Source organism: Pelagerythrobacter rhizovicinus, assembly GCF_004135625.1.
Classification (GTDB): domain Bacteria; phylum Pseudomonadota; class Alphaproteobacteria; order Sphingomonadales; family Sphingomonadaceae; genus Pelagerythrobacter; species Pelagerythrobacter rhizovicinus.
Genome location: NZ_SDPV01000001.1, coordinates 499136 through 521514, shown reverse-complemented (window position 1 = coordinate 521514; position 22379 = coordinate 499136). Strand labels below are relative to the sequence as shown.

Genomic DNA, 22379 nt, shown 5'->3' with positions numbered 1-22379 from the left:
CCGGGGACCAGTCAATCGGCGATCAGTGCGATCGCGAGGTAGACCAGGATCAGCGATCCGAACCCGATCAGCGTGCCGGCGACGAAGCCGATGCGGACCCAGGTGGCGTTGACCCCGAAGTAGTCGGCGATCCCGCTGCAGACGCCGAAGAGCTTGCCATTCCGCTTGTCGAGATGAAAGCTACGCTCCGGCGCCACGGCGGGGCGGTTACGCTCGGGCCGGTTCATACCAGGATACCGGCCGGGCTGGCGGGGACGATCGCGGCGGCGAAGAACACGGCCGACACGGCGAAAGCGGAAACCGCGGCGAGGACCCGGTTGCTCATCTGATTGAACGACTGCATCGAAACTTTCCCTTCCTTGTGCTGTTCGAGGGCCGATCCCGCGAACGCTCCCTGCTTTGCACGGCGCGTGCCAATTCATGAAAACGGCGGAATTCTGCCACTTTTGGAACCCGCATGGAGAGTTCACCAGTCGTTAGTCGCCGAGGGTTGGGAAATTTCACCACATGTCGGGATCGGAGAAACCGATAGTCTTGGCGAGACCGCCCGGCTATCGCCCCCGCTTCGATGGCGCTCGACCTGATCTCCCTCTCCGACTTCCGCAATCACGCGCGCAGCGAGCTGTCGGGAACCGCGCAGTTCAATCTGCTCACGGGGGAGAACGGCGCCGGCAAGACCAACGTGCTGGAGGCGCTTTCGCTCCTGGCTCCGGGCCGCGGCCTGCGCCGTGCGCCGCTTGCGGAGATGGCACGCGGCGGCGGCGCAGGCGGCTTCGCCATCGGCGCGTCGCTTGCGGCCGGCGGCGGCGAGCCGGTGCGGCTCGGCACCTTTGCCCGGCCCGATCGCCCAAACCGGCGCCTGGTGCAGGTCAACGGCGCGGAAGCGAGCGCGGCCAGCCTCGGCGAATGGCTGGCGATAAGCTGGCTGACCCCAGCTATGGACCGCCTGTTCACCGACAGCGCGGGCGGGCGGCGGCGCTTCGTCGACCGCATGACGCTCGCCCTCGATCCGGCCCATGCCCGCCACGCGACGCGCTACGAGGCCGCCTTGCGCGAGCGCAACCGCCTGTTGTCCGACGACGCTCCGCCGGATCCGGTCTGGCTGGACGGGGTCGAGCGTCACCTCGCCGAGCACGGCAGTGCACTGGCCAAGGCGCGCGCGCGCACGATTGTCGCGCTCGCCGGGGCGCTGGCTGAGCTGCCGGAGGAGCCGTTTGCCCGCCCCGCCCTCGCCTATGCCGCGGGCGGCCCGGCTGATCCGGCGGACCTCGCCGCCGCCCTGCGCGAGAGCCGCCGCCGCGATCGCCAAGCCGCGCGTACGCTCACCGGCCCCCATCGCGACGATCTCGAAGTCACCATGGCCGGCAAAGGCGCTCCTGCCGCGATCTGCTCGACCGGCGAGCAGAAGGCGATGCTGATCGCGATCACGCTCGCGCATGCCGAACTGGCCGCCAAGGGCCGGCCGGGCCTCCTGCTGCTCGATGAGGTAGCCGCGCATCTCGACCCTCTGCGACGCGAAGCCCTGTTCGCGCGGCTGCGCACAGGGGGCGCACAAGTGTGGCTCACGGGCACCGAGCGAGCGCCATTCGCGGATATCCAAGGGGAAGCGGCAATGTGGGAGGTTGCGGGGGGAGCGGTGGTTCGGGCGTGAGCCCCCGCGCAGGCAGGAGCTCGTGCTAGTTTTCGGCAGTATCTTCGTTGCCAACCTCTTCCGGCAGCGCCTCCGCGACCACGTCCACCGTCGCACCAACGAGCGTCTCGATGCCTTCGGCCGTCGGATGAATCCGGTCCGGCTGGATCAGTCGTGGCTGGTCGTAGACCTCCTCCAGGAAGAAGGGCACCAACGCCACCCCATACTCCTCGGCCAGCGCGGGGTAGAGCGCGTCGAACGCCTGCTGGAATTCCGGTCCGTAATTCGGCGGCGCGCGCATGCCCATCAGCAGGGCCGGGATCTCGCGCTGCTCCAGGATGTCGAGCATGCTTGCGAGGTTGGCCTTCGTCTCCTCGGGCGACAGGCCGCGCAGCAGGTCGTTCCCGCCAAGCTCGAGGATCACGAGATCGGGCGTTTCCTCCTGGGAGTCGAGCGTGAAGGCGAGCCGCTGAAGTCCAGCTGCCGTCGTGTCCCCCGAAACGCCTGCATTGGCGACCTGCGCGTCAATCCCCTGCGCCCGCAGCGCCGCCTCCAGGCGCGCAGGGTAGCTCTCCTCTTTCGCCAGGTTATACCCGGCGAAGAGACTGTCGCCGAACGCCAGGATGTGGCGCTCCGGTCCCATCGCGGGCACGGCATCGGCCGGCCGCTCCGTTGCGGGCGTGGGCTCGCGCTGCGGCGCTTCGCCCCCACAGGCGGCCAGCGCCAGAGCGGCCAGGATCGACAGACGGCTGAGATGCATCGGCGAGGCTCCTTGTTCGTCGCGCCTGCCTATGCCATCGCCGCGCTGTGACAAACCCCTCTCTCGCGATTTCCGCGCGCAACCTCACCCTCACCCTCGGCCAGACCGGCGCTCCGGTCCAGATCCTGCGCGGCGTCGACCTCGACGTGGCGCAGGGAGAGGTGCTCGCGCTCCTCGGCCCATCCGGCTCGGGCAAGAGTTCCCTCATGGCGGTCCTCTCGGGGTTGGAGCGGGCGAGCGGCGGCAGCCTGATGGTGGCCGGGCAGGATTTCGCAGCGATGGACGAGGACGCGCTGGCCCTTGCCCGGCGCGGGCACATCGGGATCGTGCTCCAGGCCTTTCACCTTCTCCCCACCATGACCGCGCTCGAAAACGTGGCGACGCCGATGGAGCTCGCCGGCGACAGCGATGTGCAGGCCCGTGCGCGCGCCGAGCTCGAAGCGGTCGGTCTCGGCCACCGGCTCGACCATTACCCGCAGCAGCTTTCGGGCGGCGAGCAGCAGCGCGTCGCTATCGCCCGCGCGACGGCCTCTCGCCCGAGCCTCATCTTCGCCGACGAGCCGACCGGCAATCTCGACGTCGCGACCGGGCACGGGATCATCGACCTTCTCTTCGCCCGTCGAGCCCAAACCGGGGCGACGCTGCTCGTCATCACGCATGATCCGGAGCTGGCGGAGCGCTGCGACCGGGTGGTGACGATCGAAGACGGCCGTATCGCGAGCGACCGCCGTGGGTGAGCCTGGTTCACGCGAAGGCGCCGTATGACCTGGTCCACAGCCTGGCGGATCGCGCAGCGCGATCTCAATGCGCGGTTCAAGGGGCTGCGGTTGCTGCTCGTATGCCTGTTCCTCGGCACCGGCGCGCTGGCCGCGATCGGAACGCTGACGGGGGCGATCGAGGGGGAGTTGGCCGACCGGGGGCAAGTACTGCTCGGCGGCGATCTCGAGATCGAGGTCTGGCAGCGTGACCTGCGACCGGAGGAAAAAGCGGCGCTCGCGGAGTACGGCCGCATATCGGGCGGCACGCGGCTGCAGGCCATGGCGACCACGGGCGACAACGCCGCGCCGGTCGAGCTCAAGGCGGTCGACGCCGCTTGGCCGCTCTACGGCACGCTGACTCTGGCCGGCGGCCACACCGCAGGTGCTCCCGCGCCCGGCGAGGCATGGCTGGCGCAGGGTGCGATCGACCGGCTCGGGATCGAAGTCGGCGAGCGCTTCCGCATCGGCACGCAGGAGCTGACCGCCGCCGGCGTGATCGCCGACGAGCCCGATCGGCTCTCCGAAGGCTTCCAGCTCGGCCCGACGGTGATCGTCGACGTCGCCCTACCCCACCGCGCGGGCCTGATCGCGCCGGGTGCAATGTACCAGAGCAAGTACCGCGTCGCTTTCGAACCCGACCGCGATCCCGAAGTGGTGGAAGAGGCACTGGCGGAGCGCTTCCCCGAAGCGGGCTTCGACTTCCGCACGCGCGACCGCGCCTCGCCGGGCGCGGACCGCTTCGTCGGTCGCATGGGCGAGTTCCTCACGCTGGTCGGCCTCGCCGCGCTGGTCATCGCCGGAATCGGCATCGGTGGCGGCGTAACGTCCTACCTGGAAGCGCGGCGGACCAGCATCGCGACGCTCAAGGTGCTCGGCGCCACGAGCGGCGACATCGCGCGCATCTACGCGCTGCAGATCGCGGCAGCGGCGGTCGTCGGCAGCGTACTCGGGCTTGCCGCAGGGCTGCTGGTCACGCCCCTGCTCTCCGCCGCATTGCAAGACCTGCTGCCGGTCGAAGGCGGGTTCGTCTTCGCGCCGGGCGCGCTGCTGCTCGCGGCCGGTTACGGCCTGCTGGTGGCGCTGGTCTTCGCCGCGACGCCGCTGCTGCGCGCGCGCCGCTTTCCGGCCATGGCGCTGATGCGCGCCCGGGTGGCGCCGCTGATGCGCGACCGCACCGCACTCGGCTGGGTGCTCGGCGGACTGGCGGGGATCGTCGCGCTCGTTCTGCTGACTTCGCGCCAGCCCGATCTGGCGGCACTGTTCCTGCTCGGCGCGGGGGCAACACTGGGGCTGCTGGCCCTGCTCGGGTACGGCATCCGCTACGTGGCGGCGCGGCTGCCCCGCCCGGCGAGCCCGCTGCTGCGCAATGCGATTGCCAATCTCCACCGCCCCGGTTCCTCTACCGGCGCCTTGGTGACGGCACTCGGTTTCGGCCTCTCGGCCTTTGTGCTCCTGGCCGGTATCCAGACCGCGATCGGCGGCAATATCGAGCGGCGCGTGCCGCAGCAGGCACCCGACTACTTCGTGCTCGACATTCCCCGCGATCGCGTGGCGGCGTTCGAGGCGCTGATCCGCGACGATCAGCCGGAGGCGGAGATCCGCACAGTACCCGCGCTCCGCGGTGCCGTCCTCGCCTATGGGCCGAGAGACGCCATGACGCGCGTCGCTGACCTGGAGGAGATTCCCGACGGCGCCTGGGGCCTGCGCGGCGAGCGGGGGCTGACTTATGCCGATACCGTGCCGCCGGGCAACGCGATCGTCGAGGGCGAGTGGTGGGGCCCGATGTGGACCGGGGAGCCGCTGGTCTCGGTCGACGAGGAGCTCGCGAAGGCCGCCGGCATCGAGGTGGGCGACTACGTCACCGTCGGTGTGCTCGGCATCGAGCGCACAGCGCGGGTCGCCAACCTGCGGCGGATCGACTGGGAGAGCATGGGCTTCAACTACGTCTTCGTGTTCAGCCCCAACGTGCTCGCCGACGCGCCGCACAACCTCGCCGCGACGATCGACCTTCCCGCGGGCGCGCCCACGGGGCCGCTGCTGCGCCAGCTGGTGCGGGAGTTTCCCTCGAGCTCGGTGATCGAGGTCGGGCAGATCCTGACTGAAGCGCGCACGATCCTCGGCCAGGTGGGGCTGGCGACTTTCGCCGCCGCCTCGGTCGCGGTGCTCGCGGGGCTCGCCGTACTGATCGGTGCGATCGCCGCTGCGCGCGCGGCGCGGACTTACGACACCGTGGTCCTGCGCGTGCTCGGCGCGAGCCGCCGGCAGATACTGGTGATGCAACTGGTCGAGTACGGCCTGCTCGCCTCGGCCCTCGCCGTGGTCGCCTTCGCGCTTGGCAGCGCGCTCGCCTGGGCGGTGATCACCCAGCTTTTCGAGTTCGACTGGCTACCCGATTGGGCTGCGATGCTTGCGGTGCTCGGCGCCGGGCTTGCCGTCGTACTGATCTTCGCGTTGGCGGGCTCGCTGCCGCTGCTGAGAGCCAAGCCGGCTCAGGCGCTCAGAACGCTCTGAATACTGCGCAAAAGAAAAGGGGCCGCGCAAGGCGGCCCCTTCCCGTTGCAATGCGATCGTAGGCTCAGAACTTGAAGCGAACCGTGCCACCATAGGTGCGCGGCTGGTTCGGATAGCCCGAGACCGTGCCTGCCTGCGCCACACCGTCGAAGATCTGCGTCATGTAGCGATCGTTGGTCAGGTTGCGAACGAACGCGCTGAGTTCCAGCCCCATGTCGAGCGCAAGAGTCAGCGATGCGTTGACCTGGTTCACCTCGCGGCGGAACAGGCGCGCGATCGCCATGCCTTCGGCATCCGTGTCGAACCCGGTCAGGCCATCGGTGATTTGCGTGTTGCTCTCGTGGTAGTAGTCGAGACGACCGATCAACGCGTTGCCGCTCATCCCGAACTCGTGCGTGTAGGTCGCCGAAGTCGCGATCGTCCACGCGGGAATGCCGGCGGGGCGCCGCCCCGACAAATCACCCAGGGTCGAGTTCGGGAAGCTGTCGTACTTCGGGTCGAGGTGGGTCAGCGCGAATGTCAGGACGAGCGGATCGACCGGCTGGACTACCGTGTCGAATTCGAAGCCGCGCGTCGACTGTTCGCCCGCGTTGGCAAGCGCAAACCCGGTGCCCGTGAAGACGTTCGACTGGAAGCCTTCGAGCGTCTGATCGAACAGCGCCAGATTGAACCTCACGCCCGGGAAATCGCCCTTGAGGCCCACTTCATAGACCTCGGCCTCCTCCGGCCCCGCGAAGCGCGTGCCCGTCGTCAGGTTCGGCACGGCGAGTCCAGCGTCGCGGATCGGCGAGGACGGTGCGAGGATCGTGCTGCCGTATGGACCCGGCGTGTAATCCTCTGGCAGCGGACGGCTGTCGCGCGAGAGGTTGACCGACGACGCCTTGAAGCCGGTCGCATAGGTCACGTAGGCGTTCAACCGATCGGTCACGTCGAAGGCGGCACGCAGCGTATAGCTGAAGTCGTCGTCGCGCGTGCGGCCTGGCTCCACCGCGTTGGGAACGCCGAGGAACGGCGGCAGGAACTGCAGCGGCTGCAGGGCGAGCAACGGATTCGTGTCGGGATCGGTCGCCGCGGCGGCGATCATCTGGAACGCGGCCGGGTTCGCCTGCTGGAAAGCCGCGATCGTCGCCGCATCGACACTGCTGGGCGGAATGCCGAGCGCGCCGGCGATCTGTCCCACGATCACCGCGTCGACCAGGTTCACGTTGGCAAGCGGGTCGAACGAGGTCTGTTCGAGGGTGAAATCCTTCTTGTCCTTGGTGTAGTTGAAGCCGGCAGTCAGCGTCAGTCCGTCGATCGGCTGGAAGTCGAGCGTCCCGAAGATCGAGTAGGCTTCATTGTCGAGTGTGAAATGTTCGCTCGTCGTGGGCCCCTCGGCAAAGATGGAATTCGGCTCGAACCCGAGCGCCGCCTCCACCGTGCTCAGCGTGCCCGGCACGCCGCCGCCTGCCAGCAGGTCGAAGAACAGGCGAGCATCCTCGCCATTCGTGAGCCCGCTGGTCTGGTCGACCTTCTCGTTGAAATAGAACCCACCGAGCAGGAAGTTGAACGGTCCGTCGAAGTCCGACGCGATCCGCACTTCCTGCGTGAAAGTGTCGTAGGCCTGGTCGCGCAGCTCGCTGACGACGTCGGCACTCGAGAAGTCGACGTCCTGCTGGCTGAGCGACCGCAGCTCGCGATAGGCGGTGATCGAGGTCAGCGTCAGGGCGCCCAGTTCGAGGTCGGCCTGAATCGAGCCGCCATAGTTCTCGATCTCGTTGACCGGCAGCGTATCGAGATAGGTCCGGTCGGAGAAGAGATCCTCCGGCACGATTTCACCGCCGACGGCGAAGATCAGCGGCACGGTCGGCCCCGCCATGACGTTGCCGGCGAAACAGCATAGTTCGTCGATCTTGGAATAGTCGGCAATCGCACGAACGCGAAGTGGGCCGCCGTTCTCGAACAGCAACTGCCCCCGGACGGAGTAGCGATCGCGCTCGTTGATCCGCTCGTCGAGATTGACCACTTCGACGTAGCCGTCGCGCTTGTTGTAGCTGCCGTCGAGCGAGAACGCGAGGCTGTCGGTGAGCGGACCTGTTACATCGCCCTTCAGCACCATCTGGTCGAAATTGCCGTAGGTCGCGCTGACGGAGCCACCGAAGTCGAACTGCGGCTCGCGGGTGACGACCGAGATGACGCCGGCCGATGCGTTCTTGCCGAACAGCGTCGATTGCGGGCCGCGCAGCACTTCCACGCGTGAGACGTTGGCGATGTCGGCGATCTGACCGGCCGAGCGCGAGCGGAACACGCCGTCGATGAACACGCCCACCGAAGGTTCGATGCCGGCATTGTTCGCACCGTTGCCGAAACCACGGATGATGAACGTCGTGTTGGCCGAACTCTGCAACTGGCTGACCCGCAACGAAGGCGCGACCGTCTGCAGGTCGATCAGGTCGCGGATCTCGGCACGTTCGAGCGTCTCGCCGCTGGTCACGCTCACCGACACCGGCGTTTCCTGCAAGGTCTGTTCACGCTTGGTCGCGGTCACGATGATCTCGCCGCCGGTCTCGATCTGCCGCGCCGCTTCGGCCTGTGCGCTTGCCGGATCCGCGGGATCGGCGGCATCCTGGGCGAAGGCAGACGCCGGAAATGCAACGCCGGCCACGCCTGCGAGCAGTAGGGTGCGAACGGAAGCAGTGAATCGCATTGAAGTTCCTCTCCTAGTGTCGAACGTGCAGCCGCTTTGGATTCGGCCATCGGTTCCCCGAGGCGAATAGGTCCCCATCAGAAACCTCTCAAGTTCTTGTGACAATTCGGATTCATTCACACGCGAGAGCTGTGCCCTTCGAGTCACAGGTGACGTAACGGCAAGGCCGCCATAGCCGCGCAACCACACGCTGATCGGGGTATTTTTCGGCGAGGCAATCCGTGTCAGGGGCCTGTGAGCGGCAGGAAAAATCGGCAGGCGAGTCCCTATTGTGGTTCAGCCCGCGCTTGCCCCGTCGGCGCACCTCGTCTAGGGCGCGCGCGATTATTGCGCTGCACAATCGCGGCGCCATGCAGAAAACCGAAAGCCCCGAGACATGTCAGACGCCCTTCGCAACGTGGCGATCATCGCCCACGTCGACCATGGCAAGACCACACTGGTCGATCAGCTCTTCCGCCAGTCGGGTACCTTCCGCGAGAACCAGCGCGTGGAAGAACGCGCCATGGATTCGAACGACCTGGAGAAGGAGCGCGGGATCACCATTCTCGCCAAGTGCACCAGCGTCGAATGGAACGGCACGCGCATCAACATTGTTGACACACCGGGCCACGCCGACTTCGGCGCCGAGGTTGAGCGCATCCTGAGCATGGTCGACGGGGTGATCCTGCTGGTCGACAGTGCCGAGGGGGCGATGCCGCAGACCAAGTTCGTCACCGGCAAGGCGCTCGCACTCGGCCTGCGTCCCATTGTCGTCGTCAACAAGATCGACCGGCCGGACGGGCGCCCGCAGGAAGTGCTCGACGAAGTGTTCGACCTGTTCGTCAGCCTCGACGCGAACGACGAGCAGCTCGATTTCCCCGTGCTCTACGCCAGCGGCCGTGACGGTTATGCCAGCGGAGACCAGGAAGCGCGCGAAGGCACGCTCGATCCGCTGTTCGAGCGGATCGTCAACCATGTCCCAGCCCCCGGCCTGGACGAGAACGGCCCGTTCACCTTCCTCGCCACTCTCCTCGACCGCGACAACTTCATGGGCCGCGTGCTCACCGGCCGCGTCCAGTCGGGCACGGTCAACGTCAACGACCCGATCCACGCGCTCGACATGAACGGCACGGTGATCGAGACGGGCCGCGCGACGAAGCTGCTCGCCTTCCGCGGACTCGAACGCGTACCGGTCGACAGTGCGCGCGCCGGGGACATCATCGCGCTCGCCGGACTCGAGAAGGCGACCGTCGCCAACACTATCGCCGACCCGGCGGTGAAGGAGCCGATCGCCGCGCAGCCGATCGACCCGCCGACGCTGGCGATGCGCTTCTCGGTCAACGACAGCCCCATGGCAGGGCGCGAGGGGAGCAAGGTCACCAGCCGCATGATCCGCGACCGCCTGCTGCGCGAAGCGGAAAGCAACGTCGCGATCCGCGTGACCGAAAGCGCCGACAAGGACAGCTTCGAAGTCGCCGGGCGCGGCGAGTTGCAGCTCGGTGTGCTGATCGAGACGATGCGGCGCGAAGGTTTCGAGCTCGGCATCAGCCGCCCGCGCGTGCTGTTCCGCGAGGAGAACGGGCAGCGGCAAGAGCCGTACGAGACCGTGGTGATCGACGTCGACGACGAGCACTCGGGCACGGTCGTGGAGAAGATGCAGCGCCGCAAGGCCGACCTCACCGAGATGCGCCCCTCAGGCTCGGGCAAGACGCGCATTACTTTCTCCGCGCCGAGCCGCGGCCTGATCGGCTATCACGGCGAATTCCTCTCCGACACGCGCGGCACCGGCATCATGAACCGCCTGTTCGAGAAGTACGACGCCTACAAGGGTCCGATCGAGGGCCGGATCAACGGTGTGCTGATCTCCAACTGCGCGGGTGAGGCGGTCGGCTATGCGCTCAATGCGCTGGAGGAGCGCGGCGAACTGTTCATCTCGCCCCAGGCCAAAGTTTACGAAGGCATGATCATCGGTGAGAACGCCAAGCCCGACGATCTGGAGGTCAATCCGCTCAAGTCCAAGCAGCTCACCAACTTCCGCTCGAGCGGCAAGGACGACGCGATCCGCCTCACCCCGCCGCGCCGGATGAGCCTGGAACAGGCGATCGCCTATATCGACGACGACGAAATGGTCGAGGTGACGCCGACGAGCATCCGCTTCCGCAAGGCCATCCTCGACCCGCACGAACGCAAGAAGGCGAAGCGCAAAGCGGAGAGCTGAGGCAGCCTGCTTCCCTCCGTCAGGCCACGAGGTATAGCTCGCCCGCGGCCAAGATGGCATAGAGCACTGCGCCGCCGACGAAGGGCAGGAAATAGCTTTTCCGCTCCTCTGGCAGCTCTTCCTTGAGCACGACGAGCACGATCGCGCCGCCGATGAAGGCGAACAGCCCCCCGATGGCGACCTGCGGCAGGGCGACCGCCACGCCTGCGCCCCAGCCGGCAAGGGTGGCCGCGGCGAGGATCCAGCGGCCCTGTCGGTCGTAGAGCTCGGGATGGTGGCAGCGTACACCATAGTCAGCGGTTATGAAGTGCAGCGCCATCGCCACGAAATAGAGCGCGAGGCCCGGCACGGTCGCATCCTCGCGGTGGTTGAGCAGGTAGGCGATGACGAAGATCAACAGGGCGCTGGCGCCAATGTGGAGCCGAAACATTCCGCGCTCCGGCCGATCGCGGCCCTCCTTCGCGCGCCGCATGCCGCGCGAGACGATGATGGCGCGTTCCGCCCCGTAGAACAGCACGAGGCCGGCCAGCGCGAGCGTGTAGACCGCCGCTTCGGCCACCGGTGTTGCATAGCCGGTCCCGGCGCTGAAGGCGGCGGCATGCGCGCCCAGTTCGGGCATGATGTGGAGGAATACATATCCGACCGCGACGCCGCCTGCGAAGCTGAGCCAGCGACTGCGTGGCACAACGTCGAGGAAGGTCAGGCGACCGACGAACACATGCACCGCCACGAAGCCGAGTGCCATTGCAAGGGTCGCAGCAACCGGGCCGGTCATCGATCACCTCCCCACCGGATACGACCGCATGGGTGCCCCGGTTTCCGACACGCTGTCCAACCGTCACATTCCAGCATTTCAGCGGCAGACTCCCCGCTCTGTCGGCCTGCCCCGGAGGCGTTCCATGAATTGCCCCTAGTGCGCATTCCTCAGCACGTGTCTGGTAAACTAAAGCCGCGCCAAATCTTCGTGACACAGTGAATCGCCAGCACCCCCATAGCATTCTTTCAGTCTCTCGCACGGCAACGAAAACAATGCTCGTTCCGCACCCTCCAAGCACCGGCTTCCTTGCAAATTTCCGCCCGCCGGTAGCAATCCGCCTGCAACGTTGTTACGTCGCTGCACATGCAGACGGGAACACTCATTTCACTCGCACTCTATTTCATTCTGATGCTCGCCATCGGGCTCTATGCCTGGAAGAAGTCGACCGACACTTCCGAAGGCTATCTTCTCGGAGGGCGGCAGCTTCATCCGGCGGTTGCAGCGCTCAGCGCGGGCGCATCCGATATGTCGGGCTGGCTGCTGCTCGGATTGCCCGGTGCGCTTTACGTGACAGGCCTCGTCGAAGCCTGGATCGGTATTGGCCTGTTCGTCGGTGCGCTGATCAACTGGATCGTGGTCGCCCCGCGGCTGAGGCAACAGACCATCGCTTATGGCAATGCACTGACGATCCCCGAATTCCTCGCCAATCGCTTTCCCGACAAGGCGACGACGCTACGGGTCATCTCGGCGATCATCATCGTCGTGTTCTTCACCGTCTACACAGCGGCCGGGCTGGTGGGCGGTGGCAAGCTGTTCATGACCAGCTTCGCCGGCGCGTTCGGCGACGTCGGCATGAGCGATTACATGTTCGGCATCTGGCTGACCGCGGGCGTCGTGCTCGCCTATACCATGATCGGCGGCTTTCTGGCCGTCAGCCTCACCGACTTCGTGCAGGGCTGCATCATGGTTGTTGCCTTGGTGCTCATGCCGCTCGTGGTGATGTTCGGACCTGGCGGGAGTGCCGGCGAATCGCTGACGCAGGTGCAACCGGGCTTTCTCGATATCGGATACGGCCTTACCTTCATCGGGTTCCTGTCCGCGGTGACCTGGGGTCTCGGCTATTTCGGGCAGCCGCACATCATCGTCCGCTTTATGGCCATCCGCGACGAGAAGGATGTCTCCGTCGCGCGCAATATCGGTATGACATGGATGTTCGTCTGTCTGATCGGGGCGCTGGGCGTGGGTCTCGCCGGCCGGGCATACATCGCGCGCAACGGCCTCGCGATCGACGATCCGGAAACGATCTTCATCGTTCTTGCCAACCTGCTGTTTCACCCGCTGATCACGGGCTTCCTGTTGGCGGCGCTGCTGGCGGCGATCATGAGTACGATCAGTTCGCAGCTGCTCGTGTCGTCGAGTTCACTGACCGAAGACTTCTACCGCCTGTTCCTGCGTAAGGACGCGAGCGAGCGCGAAATCGTGAACGTCGGCCGGCTCGCCGTACTGTTGGTCGCCCTGGCCGCCATCGTGATCGCATCCGATCCGGAGAGTAGGGTGCTGGGGCTGGTGGCCAATGCCTGGGCGGGATTCGGCGCCGCTTTCGGCCCGCTGATCATCCTTTCGCTGACCTGGAACCGCATGACCGGCGCGGGGGCTGCCGCGGGGCTGGTGACCGGTGCGGCGGTGGTGATCGCCTGGATCGCCCTCGGGTGGAATGCCAGCTTCCTCGGCGGTGAAGGTGTTTACGAGATCATCCCGGGCTTCATTGCGTCCTGGCTCGCGATCTGGGGTGTGAGCCTCGGCACGGCGGCGCCCACGCCCCGAGCAGTCCCGGCGAACTGAGGGGGCGGCGCATCGTGCGGGCAAGGCTGGATTAACTATCGCGGGGACATAGAGCCCGGCATGCGGCGCGCGATCGTTTCCTGCCTCACTTTACTGGCTCTCGGCGCTTGCCAGATCCTGCCGGAAAGCAAGAGCCCGGAGCGGCCGCGCGGACCGTCCAGCGGCGGGACCATATCGACCAGCCCCGCAGCGCGGCAATGCCTGGCCGATCTTGGCGCCACCGGCGCGAGCTTCAGCCCATTGCCCGACCGCTACGCCGGGCAGGGATGCTCTCTGCTCAACACCGTGAAACTTTCCCGCCTTCCAGGCGACCGTGGCACTTTCACGGTCACCAATCTCGGCCCGGTGGCCTGTCCGACCGCCACCGCCTTCACAGGCTGGGTGCGTTACGGCGTTGATCGCGCCGCGCGTATCTATCTCGGCAGCCCGATCGTGCAGGTCGAAACCATGGGGAGCTACGCCTGCCGCAATGTCGCGGGCAGCTCACGCCGGTCCGCACATTCCCAAGCGCAGGCAATCGACGTCGCCGCCTTTGTGCTTGCCGACGGGCGCAGGGTAAGCGTGCTCGACGACTGGGACGGCGGGACCTCGGCCGAACGGGAGTTCCTGCGCATTGTCCAGCGCAGCGCATGCAAGCGGTTCGAAACAGTGCTCGGCCCCGAATACAACGCTGCGCACCGCAACCATTTTCATCTTGAGCGCGGCGGGGATGGCGGCTTCTGCCGATAAGCACGCGCGATCACTTCGCGGCGTCCAGCCGTATTCGCACTGCATCAGCGGGATGTTTCGCGCCAAGTTTGGCCATCATGTTCGCGCGATGGATCTCGACCGTGCGCGGACTGATCGCAAGCGCGCGGGCGATAGCCTTGTTGCTTAGCCCTTCGGTCAGCAGGTCGAGCACCTGGCGCTCGCGCCGGGTCAGTGCGCCGACATGTCGGCGCGCTTCCGCGAGCCGCCGCTGCCTCGCCGCATAGCCGGCAGCCTCGGCCGTCGCTCGGTTGATCGCGGCCCCCAGCACCTCCCCCGTCAGAGGCAGCTCCAGATAATCGAATGCGCCGCCCCGAACGGCGGCAACGATCCGTGGGGCTTTCGGTTCGGCTGCCGTCACCACGACCGGAAGCCAGACCGACCGGCGGGTGAGTCGCCGAATGACCTCCGGGATGCCGCCCCACAGCTCGCAATCGCGGAGCAGCAGAATCCCGTCCTGCGGCTGGGAATCGATCACCTCGTCGACCGTCGGGTAGGCCTCCGCGCTATGGCCCAGCGCAACAACGAGCTGTGCCAGATGCGCCCGCTGATCCCCCTGCGGTTCGACGATGTGGATAACCTGCCCGCCCATGCGGCGAAGCAATGCAACGAAGCGCAACCCTGTACGGCATTGCAGCCGCTCTGATTCCAAGGTTTTGGCTAAGTGCGATCACCTATGCCGCTTCGCCGCCCCGCGCCATGCGGTGCCGCGTGCTTCCATCCGGAATGGATGTATCGCTCTCGTGCCGGCACGCGTCCGCAAGAGCGCCTACTCGCCGCCGGGATGGAAGCTGTAGTCGGGCAGGGCGTGGAACGCCTTTCGCAGTTCGTCGCCCCAGCTCGAGGAGATTGCGTCGAAATAAGGATCGTCGTGCGTAATGCGGCGCGCGTGCGTCGGCTCGAACTGGTCGCGCGCGATCACCAGCAGGTCGAGCGGCAAGCCTACCGAGAGATTGGCCTTGAGCGTCGAATCGAACGAAACCATCAGCAGCTTGACCGCGTCCTCGAAGCTCATCCCCCGATCGTAGCCGCGGATCAGGATCGGGCGGCCGTACTTCGTTTCGCCGATCTGGAAGAAGGGCGTGTCGAAGCTCGCTTCGATGAAGTTACCCTCAGGGTAGATCAGGAACAGGCGCGGTTCCATGCCCTTGATCTGTCCCGCAAGAATGATCGAGGCGGTAAAGCGGCCCCGTCCGCGATCGCCGTTCGCTTCCTGCCGTTCCTCGATCGTCGCACGCAGCAGCCGACCGATCTCGGTCGCCACCTGGAACATCGTGGGCGCCTCGAGAAGTGAGTTGTGCCGCTCACCCGGAACGTTCGTGCGTTCCTCGAGATAACTGACTACCGCCTGCGTGGTGGCGAGGTTGCCGGCGGTCATGACAGCGAGCATCCGCTCGCCCGGCGTCTGCCACTGAAACATCTTTCGAAACACGGAAATGTTGTCGACACCGGAGTTGGTGCGCGTGTCGCTCATCAGGACGAGCCCCTTGTCGAGCACCATTCCGACGCAATAGGTCATTACTACTGATCCATCTGCTGCTGTTCGACCGCCACATCGACGTGGAGATCCTCGCTGGCAACCCCGAAGCTGATCCCTGTCACGGGTGCGGCGTCGCGGTAGTCGCGACCAGTGGCGACCCGAACGTAACGCGCATCGGGGCTGATCCCATTGGAGATATCGAACCCCACCCAGCCGAGCCCGTCGACGTGTGCTTCCGCCCACGCGTGCGTCGCATCCTGCTCCACGCGATCGTTCATCATGAGATAGCCGCTGACGTAGCGCGCCGGTATATCGAGCGCGCGTGCGGCACCGATGAAGATGTGCGCGTGGTCCTGGCACACCCCGCATCCGGCATCTGCCGCCTCTTCCGCGGCCGTCGTTACCTCTGTCGATCCGGCACGATACTCGACCTCCTCGCGGATCCGGTCCGAGAGCGCGTGGAGGAACTCGAGCTTTCCGTCGGGCGGACAATCGAGGTCGCGGAGCAGGGCCCGCACTTTCGGCCCCGGCCGCGTGAGGCGGGTCTGCGCGAGAAAGCTCCACAGAGGCAGATGCCCCGAGTGATGGCCCATGACGCCTGCATTATCCCTCGTGTCGACCAGCCCCCGGCAACTGACGACCACCTCCCGCGCGTCCTGCTCGACCGAAACAAGAGTCACGGCGTTGCAGTGCTGATCCTCGTACGAGAGCTCCGGACGGGCGTTCTCGTACTCCACGTCCCATGAGAGGACCTCCTGCTCCTGCGTCGCCTTGGGCGTCAGGCGCAGGCGCTGGAGCGCGTGGACCACCGGCTCGGCGAACCTGTAACGTGTTCTGTGGCGGACCGAGAGGCGCATGGCTCAGCTCTGGAACCGATAGTCTTCGGCAATTGCATCGGCGATCGCACCGTTGGCCGCTGTGAACTCGAGCAGGAAGTTGTGCAGGCCCATTTCGAAGATTCCGTCGATCGTGAGGTCCGCAATGCGCGTGGCGCTCTCGCGCATCAACGCATTGCTCGTCCCTTCGGTGCCATGAATCCGCGCCAGCGCCGCCAGTTCGTCGCGCAGCGCCGAATGGCAGAAGGCGATGCTGCGCGGGAAACGGTCGTCGAGCACGAGGAATTCCACGATCCCACGGGCGTCGATCTGTCCGGCGTTGAGCCAGCGGAACGCGCGGTCCCCGGACACCGAACGAAGCACCTGATCCCACTGACCGGTGTCGAGGCTCGACCCGACGTACGACAGCGATGGCAGCAGCAGGTAGTACTTCATGTCCAGGATGCGCGCGACGCAATCCGCGCGCTCGACGAACGTGCCCGCACGGGCAAAGTGAAAGCCTTCGTTGCGCAACATGGATCCGTTCATCGCGCCGTGGACCGCAGTCCCGGCGCGGCGGATGATCTGCACCGCCTCGCCTACGCTGCCCTGCGCCACCGGACGCGCGAGAAGCCCGGAAATCTCCATCCAACTTTCGTTGATTGCCTCCCACAACTCGCCGCTGATCGCGTTGCGCGCCGCTCGCGCATTCGTTCGTACGGCACCGATCATCGCGAGCACGCTGGCCTGGTTCTCCGGATCACGCAGGAGATAATTCCACGCCTGATGCCCGGTATACGTCCCGTGCTTCGCCTCGTAGCCCGCGCGCAGCCCGAAGGCTTCGATCGCCGACCGCCATTCCTCCTCCGCCGTGGCTACATCGCGGGTCAGCGCCATGTGAAAGCCCGCCTCGAGCAGGCGCGCGGTGTTCTCCGCCCGCTCCAGATACCGGAACATCCAGAACAGGCCGTGTGCCGTTCGCCCTAGCAAGGCAGGCTCCTGCGCATCAGTCCTTCAGCACCCAGGTATCTTTGGTACCGCCGCCCTGGCTCGAGTTGACCACCAGCGAGCCCTTGCGCATGGCCACGCGGCTCAGCCCGCCGGGCACGATGTCGATCCCTTCCGGCGAGACAAGCACGAAGGGCCGCAGGTCCACGTGCCGCGGGGCGAGCCCGCGCCGGGTGAAAATCGGGCAGGTCGAAAGCGAGAGCGTCGGCTGCGCGATGTAGTTCTGCGGTTTGGCCTTCAGCTTGCGCCGGAACGCCGCCAGATCGCGCTTCGAGGCCGCCGGGCCGACGAGCATGCCATAACCGCCCGATCCATGGACCTCCTTGATCACGAGATCCTCGAGGTGGTCGAGCACGTAGGCGAGGCTGTCGCGGTCGGCACAGCGCCAGGTCTCGACGTTGGGCAGCAGCGGCTTCTCCCCGGTGTAGAACTCTACGATCTCGGGCATGAAGCTGTAGATCGCCTTGTCGTCCGCCACGCCGGTGCCCGGGGCGTTGGCGATAGTGATCCCGCCCGCGCGATAGACGTCCATGATGCCTGGCACCCCGAGCACGCTGTCGGGATTGAAAGTCAGCGGATCGAGGAATTCGTCATCCACCCGGCGATAGAGCACGTCGATCGGCTCGTATCCGCGGGTGGTGCGCATGGCCACGCGGCCGTTGACCACGCGAAGGTCGCTTCCCTCGACCAGCTCCGCGCCCATCTGATCGGCGAGAAAGGCGTGTTCGAAGTAAGCACTGTTGTGAATGCCTGGAGTCAGGACCGCAACGGTTGGCTTGCATCCTGCCGCCGCAACCGGCGCACAGGCCGCGAGGCTTTTCGCCAGCCGTCGCGGGTAGTCCGAGACGGTCTCGACGGGCACGCGCGTGAAGAGCTCCGGAAACATCGCCATCATCGTTTCGCGGTTCTGCAGCATGTAGCTGACACCCGAAGGGGTGCGCGCATTGTCCTCTAGTACGAGAAACTCGTCCGGGCCGGTGCGTACGAGATCGATCCCCACGACGTGTGTGTAGATCTCGCCCGGAGGTGTGAAGCCGACCATGTGCTGCAACCACGCGTCGTTGTCGTGCAGCAGTCTCGCGGGCAAGCGTCCCGCGCGGACGATCTCCTGGCGGTGATAAAGATCGTGGATGAATGCGTTGGTCGCGCGTACGCGTTGTTCGATCCCGCGAGTCAGCCGGCGCCATTCTGCCGCCGTGATGATGCGCGGTACCATGTCGAACGGGATCAGCCGCTCCTCCGCCTCCTGCTCGCCGTAAACATTGAACGTGATGCCCGTGCGACGGAACGCGATCTCGGCCTCTCGGTGCTTGCGCGAGAGAAACGCGGACTCCTGCTGATCGTACCAGTGTCGGTAATCTCTGTAAGCCGGGCGGACCGATCCATCCACGGTCCGCATCTCATCGAATTTGCCGTCCGCCTCGTACATGAACCTCCAGGGCCGCTACCGATGACACGGTTCACGTCCAGGAAGGCCGGCCCGTCGCCTAGGAAAAGGTTCAATCGCCTTCGAGTTCCCGCAGGACGGCGCCGATCGCCTCGGCCGAGGAAGTGAAGCCGAGATGCGTACAGCGCAGCGCGACGGCCCGATCACGCTCGCTTGCGCGCCCGCGCGCACTGCGCGGACTGACGATGCCGTCGCGGGGACTCCACAGCGCGATCGTGGGCACGGGCGGCTTCTCGCGCAGGTTGGCCTCGATCGGCGGCTGGTCGACCCGGTGACCAGTCACGAACTGGTACGCACGCCACGCATTGTTGGCGCGCGGATTGCCCGAAAAGGGAGAACCCATGGTGATCACTTTCGCCACCCGCTGGGGATGGCGCTTGGCGATCTCGCGCGCGAAGAGCCCGCCCAGACTCCAGCCGACGAGATAGACTTCGCGACCATAGCGCTCGTGCACCTCGATCAGCCGCCGCTCGAGATACTGCACGTTCTCCTCGGTCGGCCCGAAGTTGAAGCCCAGGCCCCAGCGTTTGACCTTGTGGCCGGCCCGCTCGAGCAGCCGCGCCATATAGCGCATGCGGACAGGATGCGTGGCGAAGCCGGGCAGCAGCATCACTGTACGGCAAGCGGATGCAGCGGCGATATCGATGCGCCGGAACGGGCGTACGACCGGTTCGGCGAGGTGCGACAGCTCGCCCACCAGATAACGGAGCTTGGGTCCACCGTTCGCCTCGGGATCCGGCTCGCGCGCGAGTTCCCAGCGCAGGACCAACTCTTCCCGTGTGGTGGGGAGCTGTGCGAACGAGGAAGGGGCGGGTAGCGTTGCCATCGAAATGTAACTTATGCTCATTTGGCTAACGCTGGCTGAACGGCTGCGTTCCTCTAGCCGGCAATGCCTTTCCTCAGGGACAGTCGCCGATGCGTTCCGAGACGACCTCCATCGTCATACGCATCTCGCCGCCGGGAATCGCATCGGACTGCTGGTTCATTTCCATTTGCATACGGCTTCGTTCTTCCTCCACCGTGCCCTCGATCGTCATCTCCGCGTCGTCCCCTCCAGGGGCGGAGCAGGCGAGCGCCGCATCCAGATCGTTCCCGGATGCGTTGAAGCGGGAGAAACTGCAGGTTATGCCGTTCTGCCCCTCTCCCAGTTCCTTGACAACTCGCCTGAAGCCCTCGTCCGCCTCGGCTTGCGTCAGACATTGGGTCGTTTGCTCCCCTTGCAGGCCGGCCGCCATGTCGCGCATCCGCGCGGCCTGTTCGGGCGGAATCCCGGGAATCTCGAACTCGACGATCTCCGCACTGTTTCGGTACAGCCCCGGACGAGGCTTCACCAGCTTGTCGGCCGCCGCGACGACTTCCTCTGCAGTCTTCGGTTGATCGGGCTCACTGCCGCATGCGGCAAGCGCCAGCGCACCGCCGGCAACCATGATCATCGCTCGCATTCGACCGTTCCTCCCTGCCAATCGCTATGCACTAGCTAACAAGCGGGGTCATGCCTGCCAAGCGCTTGCCGTGCGCCGCGCGCTCGCCCATATCCGGGCGATGGCCGAACTCGTCATTCGCAGAGGACTGGAAGAACCCGATACTTCCGAAGGTTTCAAGCCGCACAAGCCGCAGCGTCCTGAGAAAAGCATGGGCGGGCGGAGGTTCGAGCTCGTCTCGGAATACCAGCCCTCCGGCGATCAGCCAGCAGCGATTCGCGAACTGGTCGAAGCGGCGAAGGAAGGGGAGCAGACGCAGGTCCTGCTCGGCGTTACCGGGTCGGGCAAGACCTTTACCATGGCCAAGGTCGTGGAGGAGCTGCAGCGCCCCGCCCTCGTTCTCGCCCCGAACAAGATCCTCGCCGCCCAGCTCTATGGCGAGTTCAAGAGCTTCTTTCCCGACAACGCGGTCGAGTATTTCGTCAGCTACTACGACTACTACCAGCCCGAGGCCTACGTGCCCCGGTCCGATACCTACATCGAGAAGGAAAGCTCGGTGAACGAGGCGATCGACCGCATGCGCCACTCGGCCACGCGGGCCCTGCTCGAACGTGACGATGTGCTCATCGTCGCCTCGGTTTCCTGCCTTTACGGCATCGGCTCGGTCGAGACCTATTCGGCGATGATCTTCGATCTCAAGAAGGGCGAGACGGTGGACCAGCGGGAGATCATCCGCAAGCTCGTAGCCCTCCAGTACAAGCGCAACGACGCCGCTTTCGCGCGCGGCAACTTCCGCGTGCGCGGCGACAATCTGGAGATCTTTCCCAGCCACTACGAGGACATGGCCTGGCGGGTGAGCTTTTTCGGCGACGAGATCGAGGAGATCAGCGAGTTCGATCCCCTGACCGGCAGCAAGGGGGCGAGCCTCGACAAGGTGCGGGTCTATGCCAACTCGCACTACGTGACTCCGGGTCCGACGATGAAGCAGGCGATGGAGGCGATCCGGTTCGAACTTCAGGAGCGCCTCAAGGAACTGCACGCCGAAGGCCGGCTGCTGGAAGCCCAGCGGCTGGAGCAGCGGACCAATTTCGATCTCGAAATGATCGCCGCCACCGGAAGCTGCGCAGGAATCGAAAACTACAGTCGATTCCTGACCGGTCGCCTGCCGGGAGAGCCGCCGCCCACGCTGTTCGAATACCTGCCTGACAACGCATTGCTGTTCGTCGACGAAAGCCACCAGACGATTCCGCAGATCGGCGCGATGGCGCGCGGCGACCACCGGCGCAAGCTGACGCTGGCCGAGTATGGATTCCGCCTGCCGAGCTGCATCGACAACCGCCCGTTGCGCTTCAATGAGTGGGACGCGATGCGGCCACAGACGGTCGCCGTGTCGGCCACCCCGGGCAGCTGGGAAATGGAACAGACCGGCGGCGTCTTCGCCGAGCAGGTGATCCGCCCCACCGGTCTGATCGACCCGCCGGTCGAAGTACGTCCGGTGGAGGATCAGGTGCAGGACTGCATCGCCGAAGCCAAGGCGGTGGCTGCCAAGGGGTATCGTACGCTCGTCACCACGCTTACCAAGCGCATGGCGGAGGATTTGACGGAGTTCATGCACGAACAGGGCGTCAAAGTGCGCTACATGCACTCGGACGTCGAGACGCTCGAACGTATCGAGCTGATCCGCGATCTCCGCCTCGGAGTTTATGACGTGTTGATCGGCATCAATCTTCTGCGCGAAGGACTCGACATTCCCGAATGCGGTCTTGTCTGCATCCTCGACGCCGACAAGGAGGGCTTCCTCCGTTCGGAAACCAGCCTGGTCCAGACGATCGGCCGCGCCGCGCGCAACGTTGATGGCAAGGTCATCCTCTACGCCGATCGGATTACCGGGTCCATGGAACGCGCGATGGCGGAAACCGAACGCCGGCGGGAGAAGCAGCGGGCATATAACGAGGCGCACGGAATCACTCCGCAAACCATCCGTCGCCAGATCGCCGACATCGTTGCCCATACGGCGGCGCAGGACGGGGTCACGGTCGACACGGGCGATGCAGAGCGCAACAACCTGGTGGGTCACAACCTGCGCGCATACATCGAGGACCTCGAGAAGCGCATGCGCGAAGCCGCGGCCAACCTCGAGTTCGAAGAAGCCGGTCGCCTTCGCGACGAGATCCGGCGTCTCGAAAAGGACGAACTCGGCCTTCCGGACGGCGAAAAGAAGGCCCCCGTCGTCGGCCGCAGCAACGAGGGCAAGCCGGGCACCCGCAAGCTTCGCTACGGCAAGACCCAGCGGAAATGGGGACGATAGCAGGCTCGTCCG

19 protein-coding genes are annotated in these 22379 nt (G+C 65.8%); 7 read left to right on the top strand and 12 right to left on the bottom strand.

The window, feature by feature from the left end; all coding sequences use genetic code 11:
• Positions 1-11 precede the first annotated feature (11 nt).
• On the bottom strand, positions 12-227 hold the full coding sequence (locus tag ETX26_RS02505; RefSeq protein ID WP_129523115.1) for a PspC domain-containing protein: 216 nt from the start codon (positions 225-227) through the stop codon (positions 12-14).
• A complete protein-coding gene (locus ETX26_RS14390) occupies positions 224-343 on the bottom strand; it encodes a recombination protein F (protein WP_191984679.1) in 120 nt (39 codons plus the stop codon). The genes ETX26_RS02505 and ETX26_RS14390 overlap by 4 nt, the downstream gene beginning before the upstream one ends.
• A gap of 225 nt (positions 344-568) precedes the next feature.
• Here ETX26_RS14390 and recF point away from each other — a divergent pair, with 225 nt between their 5' ends.
• Positions 569-1651 carry a DNA replication/repair protein RecF gene (gene recF / locus ETX26_RS02500; protein WP_129523114.1) on the top strand — a complete coding sequence of 361 codons (1083 nt, stop codon included), beginning with the start codon at positions 569-571 and terminating at the stop codon, positions 1649-1651.
• Positions 1652-1676: 25 nt separating this feature from the next.
• Here recF and ETX26_RS02495 read toward each other — a convergent pair whose 3' ends face one another.
• Positions 1677-2390 carry an arylesterase gene (locus ETX26_RS02495; RefSeq protein ID WP_129523113.1) on the bottom strand — a complete coding sequence of 238 codons (714 nt, stop codon included), beginning with the start codon at positions 2388-2390 and terminating at the stop codon, positions 1677-1679.
• Between the two features lie 47 nt (positions 2391-2437).
• On the opposite strand from ETX26_RS02495, the gene ETX26_RS02490 reads away from it, so the two are divergent.
• Complete coding sequence (locus tag ETX26_RS02490) at positions 2438-3127, top strand: ABC transporter ATP-binding protein (protein WP_129523112.1); 690 nt, start codon at positions 2438-2440, stop codon at positions 3125-3127.
• 24 nt (positions 3128-3151) lie between these two features.
• On the top strand, positions 3152-5659 hold the full coding sequence (locus tag ETX26_RS02485) for an ABC transporter permease (protein ID WP_129523111.1): 2508 nt from the start codon (positions 3152-3154) through the stop codon (positions 5657-5659).
• A 64-nt stretch (positions 5660-5723) separates the two neighbouring features.
• Here the strand turns inward: ETX26_RS02485 and ETX26_RS02480 are convergent, their stop codons facing one another.
• Entirely contained in the window at positions 5724-8345 is a 2622-nt protein-coding gene (locus ETX26_RS02480; RefSeq protein WP_129523110.1) for a TonB-dependent receptor, read from the bottom strand.
• Between the two features lie 376 nt (positions 8346-8721).
• Between ETX26_RS02480 and typA the strand changes: the two genes are divergently transcribed.
• On the top strand, positions 8722-10542 hold the full coding sequence (typA, locus tag ETX26_RS02475) for a translational GTPase TypA (protein ID WP_129523109.1): 1821 nt from the start codon (positions 8722-8724) through the stop codon (positions 10540-10542).
• 19 nt (positions 10543-10561) lie between these two features.
• Here typA and ETX26_RS02470 read toward each other — a convergent pair whose 3' ends face one another.
• On the bottom strand, positions 10562-11317 hold the full coding sequence (locus tag ETX26_RS02470; RefSeq protein ID WP_129523108.1) for a hypothetical protein: 756 nt from the start codon (positions 11315-11317) through the stop codon (positions 10562-10564).
• 345 nt (positions 11318-11662) lie between these two features.
• On the opposite strand from ETX26_RS02470, the gene putP reads away from it, so the two are divergent.
• Positions 11663-13141, top strand: a complete 1479-nt coding sequence (putP, locus tag ETX26_RS02465; protein WP_129523107.1) for a sodium/proline symporter PutP — start codon at positions 11663-11665, stop codon at positions 13139-13141.
• A 60-nt stretch (positions 13142-13201) separates the two neighbouring features.
• Entirely contained in the window at positions 13202-13870 is a 669-nt protein-coding gene (locus ETX26_RS02460) for an extensin family protein (protein WP_129523106.1), read from the top strand.
• Positions 13871-13880: 10 nt separating this feature from the next.
• Here ETX26_RS02460 and ETX26_RS02455 read toward each other — a convergent pair whose 3' ends face one another.
• The 7 genes from ETX26_RS02455 to ETX26_RS02425 all read right to left on the bottom strand — a co-directional run bounded on the left by ETX26_RS02455 (position 13881) and on the right by ETX26_RS02425 (position 20080).
• Positions 13881-14480 (bottom strand): response regulator transcription factor, encoded by a 600-nt coding sequence (locus tag ETX26_RS02455; RefSeq protein WP_129523105.1) that lies wholly within the window; start codon positions 14478-14480, stop codon positions 13881-13883.
• A 177-nt stretch (positions 14481-14657) separates the two neighbouring features.
• The gene (locus ETX26_RS02450) at positions 14658-15407 is read right to left on the bottom strand and encodes a proteasome-type protease (RefSeq protein ID WP_129523104.1); all 750 of its coding nucleotides are present in this window, start codon (positions 15405-15407) and stop codon (positions 14658-14660) included.
• Positions 15408-15409: 2 nt separating this feature from the next.
• On the bottom strand, positions 15410-16225 hold the full coding sequence (locus ETX26_RS02445) for a transglutaminase family protein (protein ID WP_129523103.1): 816 nt from the start codon (positions 16223-16225) through the stop codon (positions 15410-15412).
• Between the two features lie 3 nt (positions 16226-16228).
• Positions 16229-17173 carry an alpha-E domain-containing protein gene (locus ETX26_RS02440; RefSeq protein WP_129523102.1) on the bottom strand — a complete coding sequence of 315 codons (945 nt, stop codon included), beginning with the start codon at positions 17171-17173 and terminating at the stop codon, positions 16229-16231.
• Positions 17174-17189: 16 nt separating this feature from the next.
• Positions 17190-18620 (bottom strand): circularly permuted type 2 ATP-grasp protein, encoded by a 1431-nt coding sequence (locus ETX26_RS02435; RefSeq protein ID WP_129523101.1) that lies wholly within the window; start codon positions 18618-18620, stop codon positions 17190-17192.
• A gap of 70 nt (positions 18621-18690) precedes the next feature.
• The gene (locus tag ETX26_RS02430; protein WP_129523100.1) at positions 18691-19464 is read right to left on the bottom strand and encodes an esterase/lipase family protein; all 774 of its coding nucleotides are present in this window, start codon (positions 19462-19464) and stop codon (positions 18691-18693) included.
• A 73-nt stretch (positions 19465-19537) separates the two neighbouring features.
• Positions 19538-20080, bottom strand: coding sequence for a DUF3617 domain-containing protein (locus ETX26_RS02425; protein ID WP_129523099.1), 543 nt, complete (start codon positions 20078-20080; stop codon positions 19538-19540).
• Positions 20081-20180: 100 nt separating this feature from the next.
• On the opposite strand from ETX26_RS02425, the gene uvrB reads away from it, so the two are divergent.
• Positions 20181-22367 (top strand): excinuclease ABC subunit UvrB, encoded by a 2187-nt coding sequence (uvrB, locus tag ETX26_RS02420; protein WP_129523098.1) that lies wholly within the window; start codon positions 20181-20183, stop codon positions 22365-22367.
• The last annotated feature ends 12 nt before the right edge of the window (positions 22368-22379 follow it).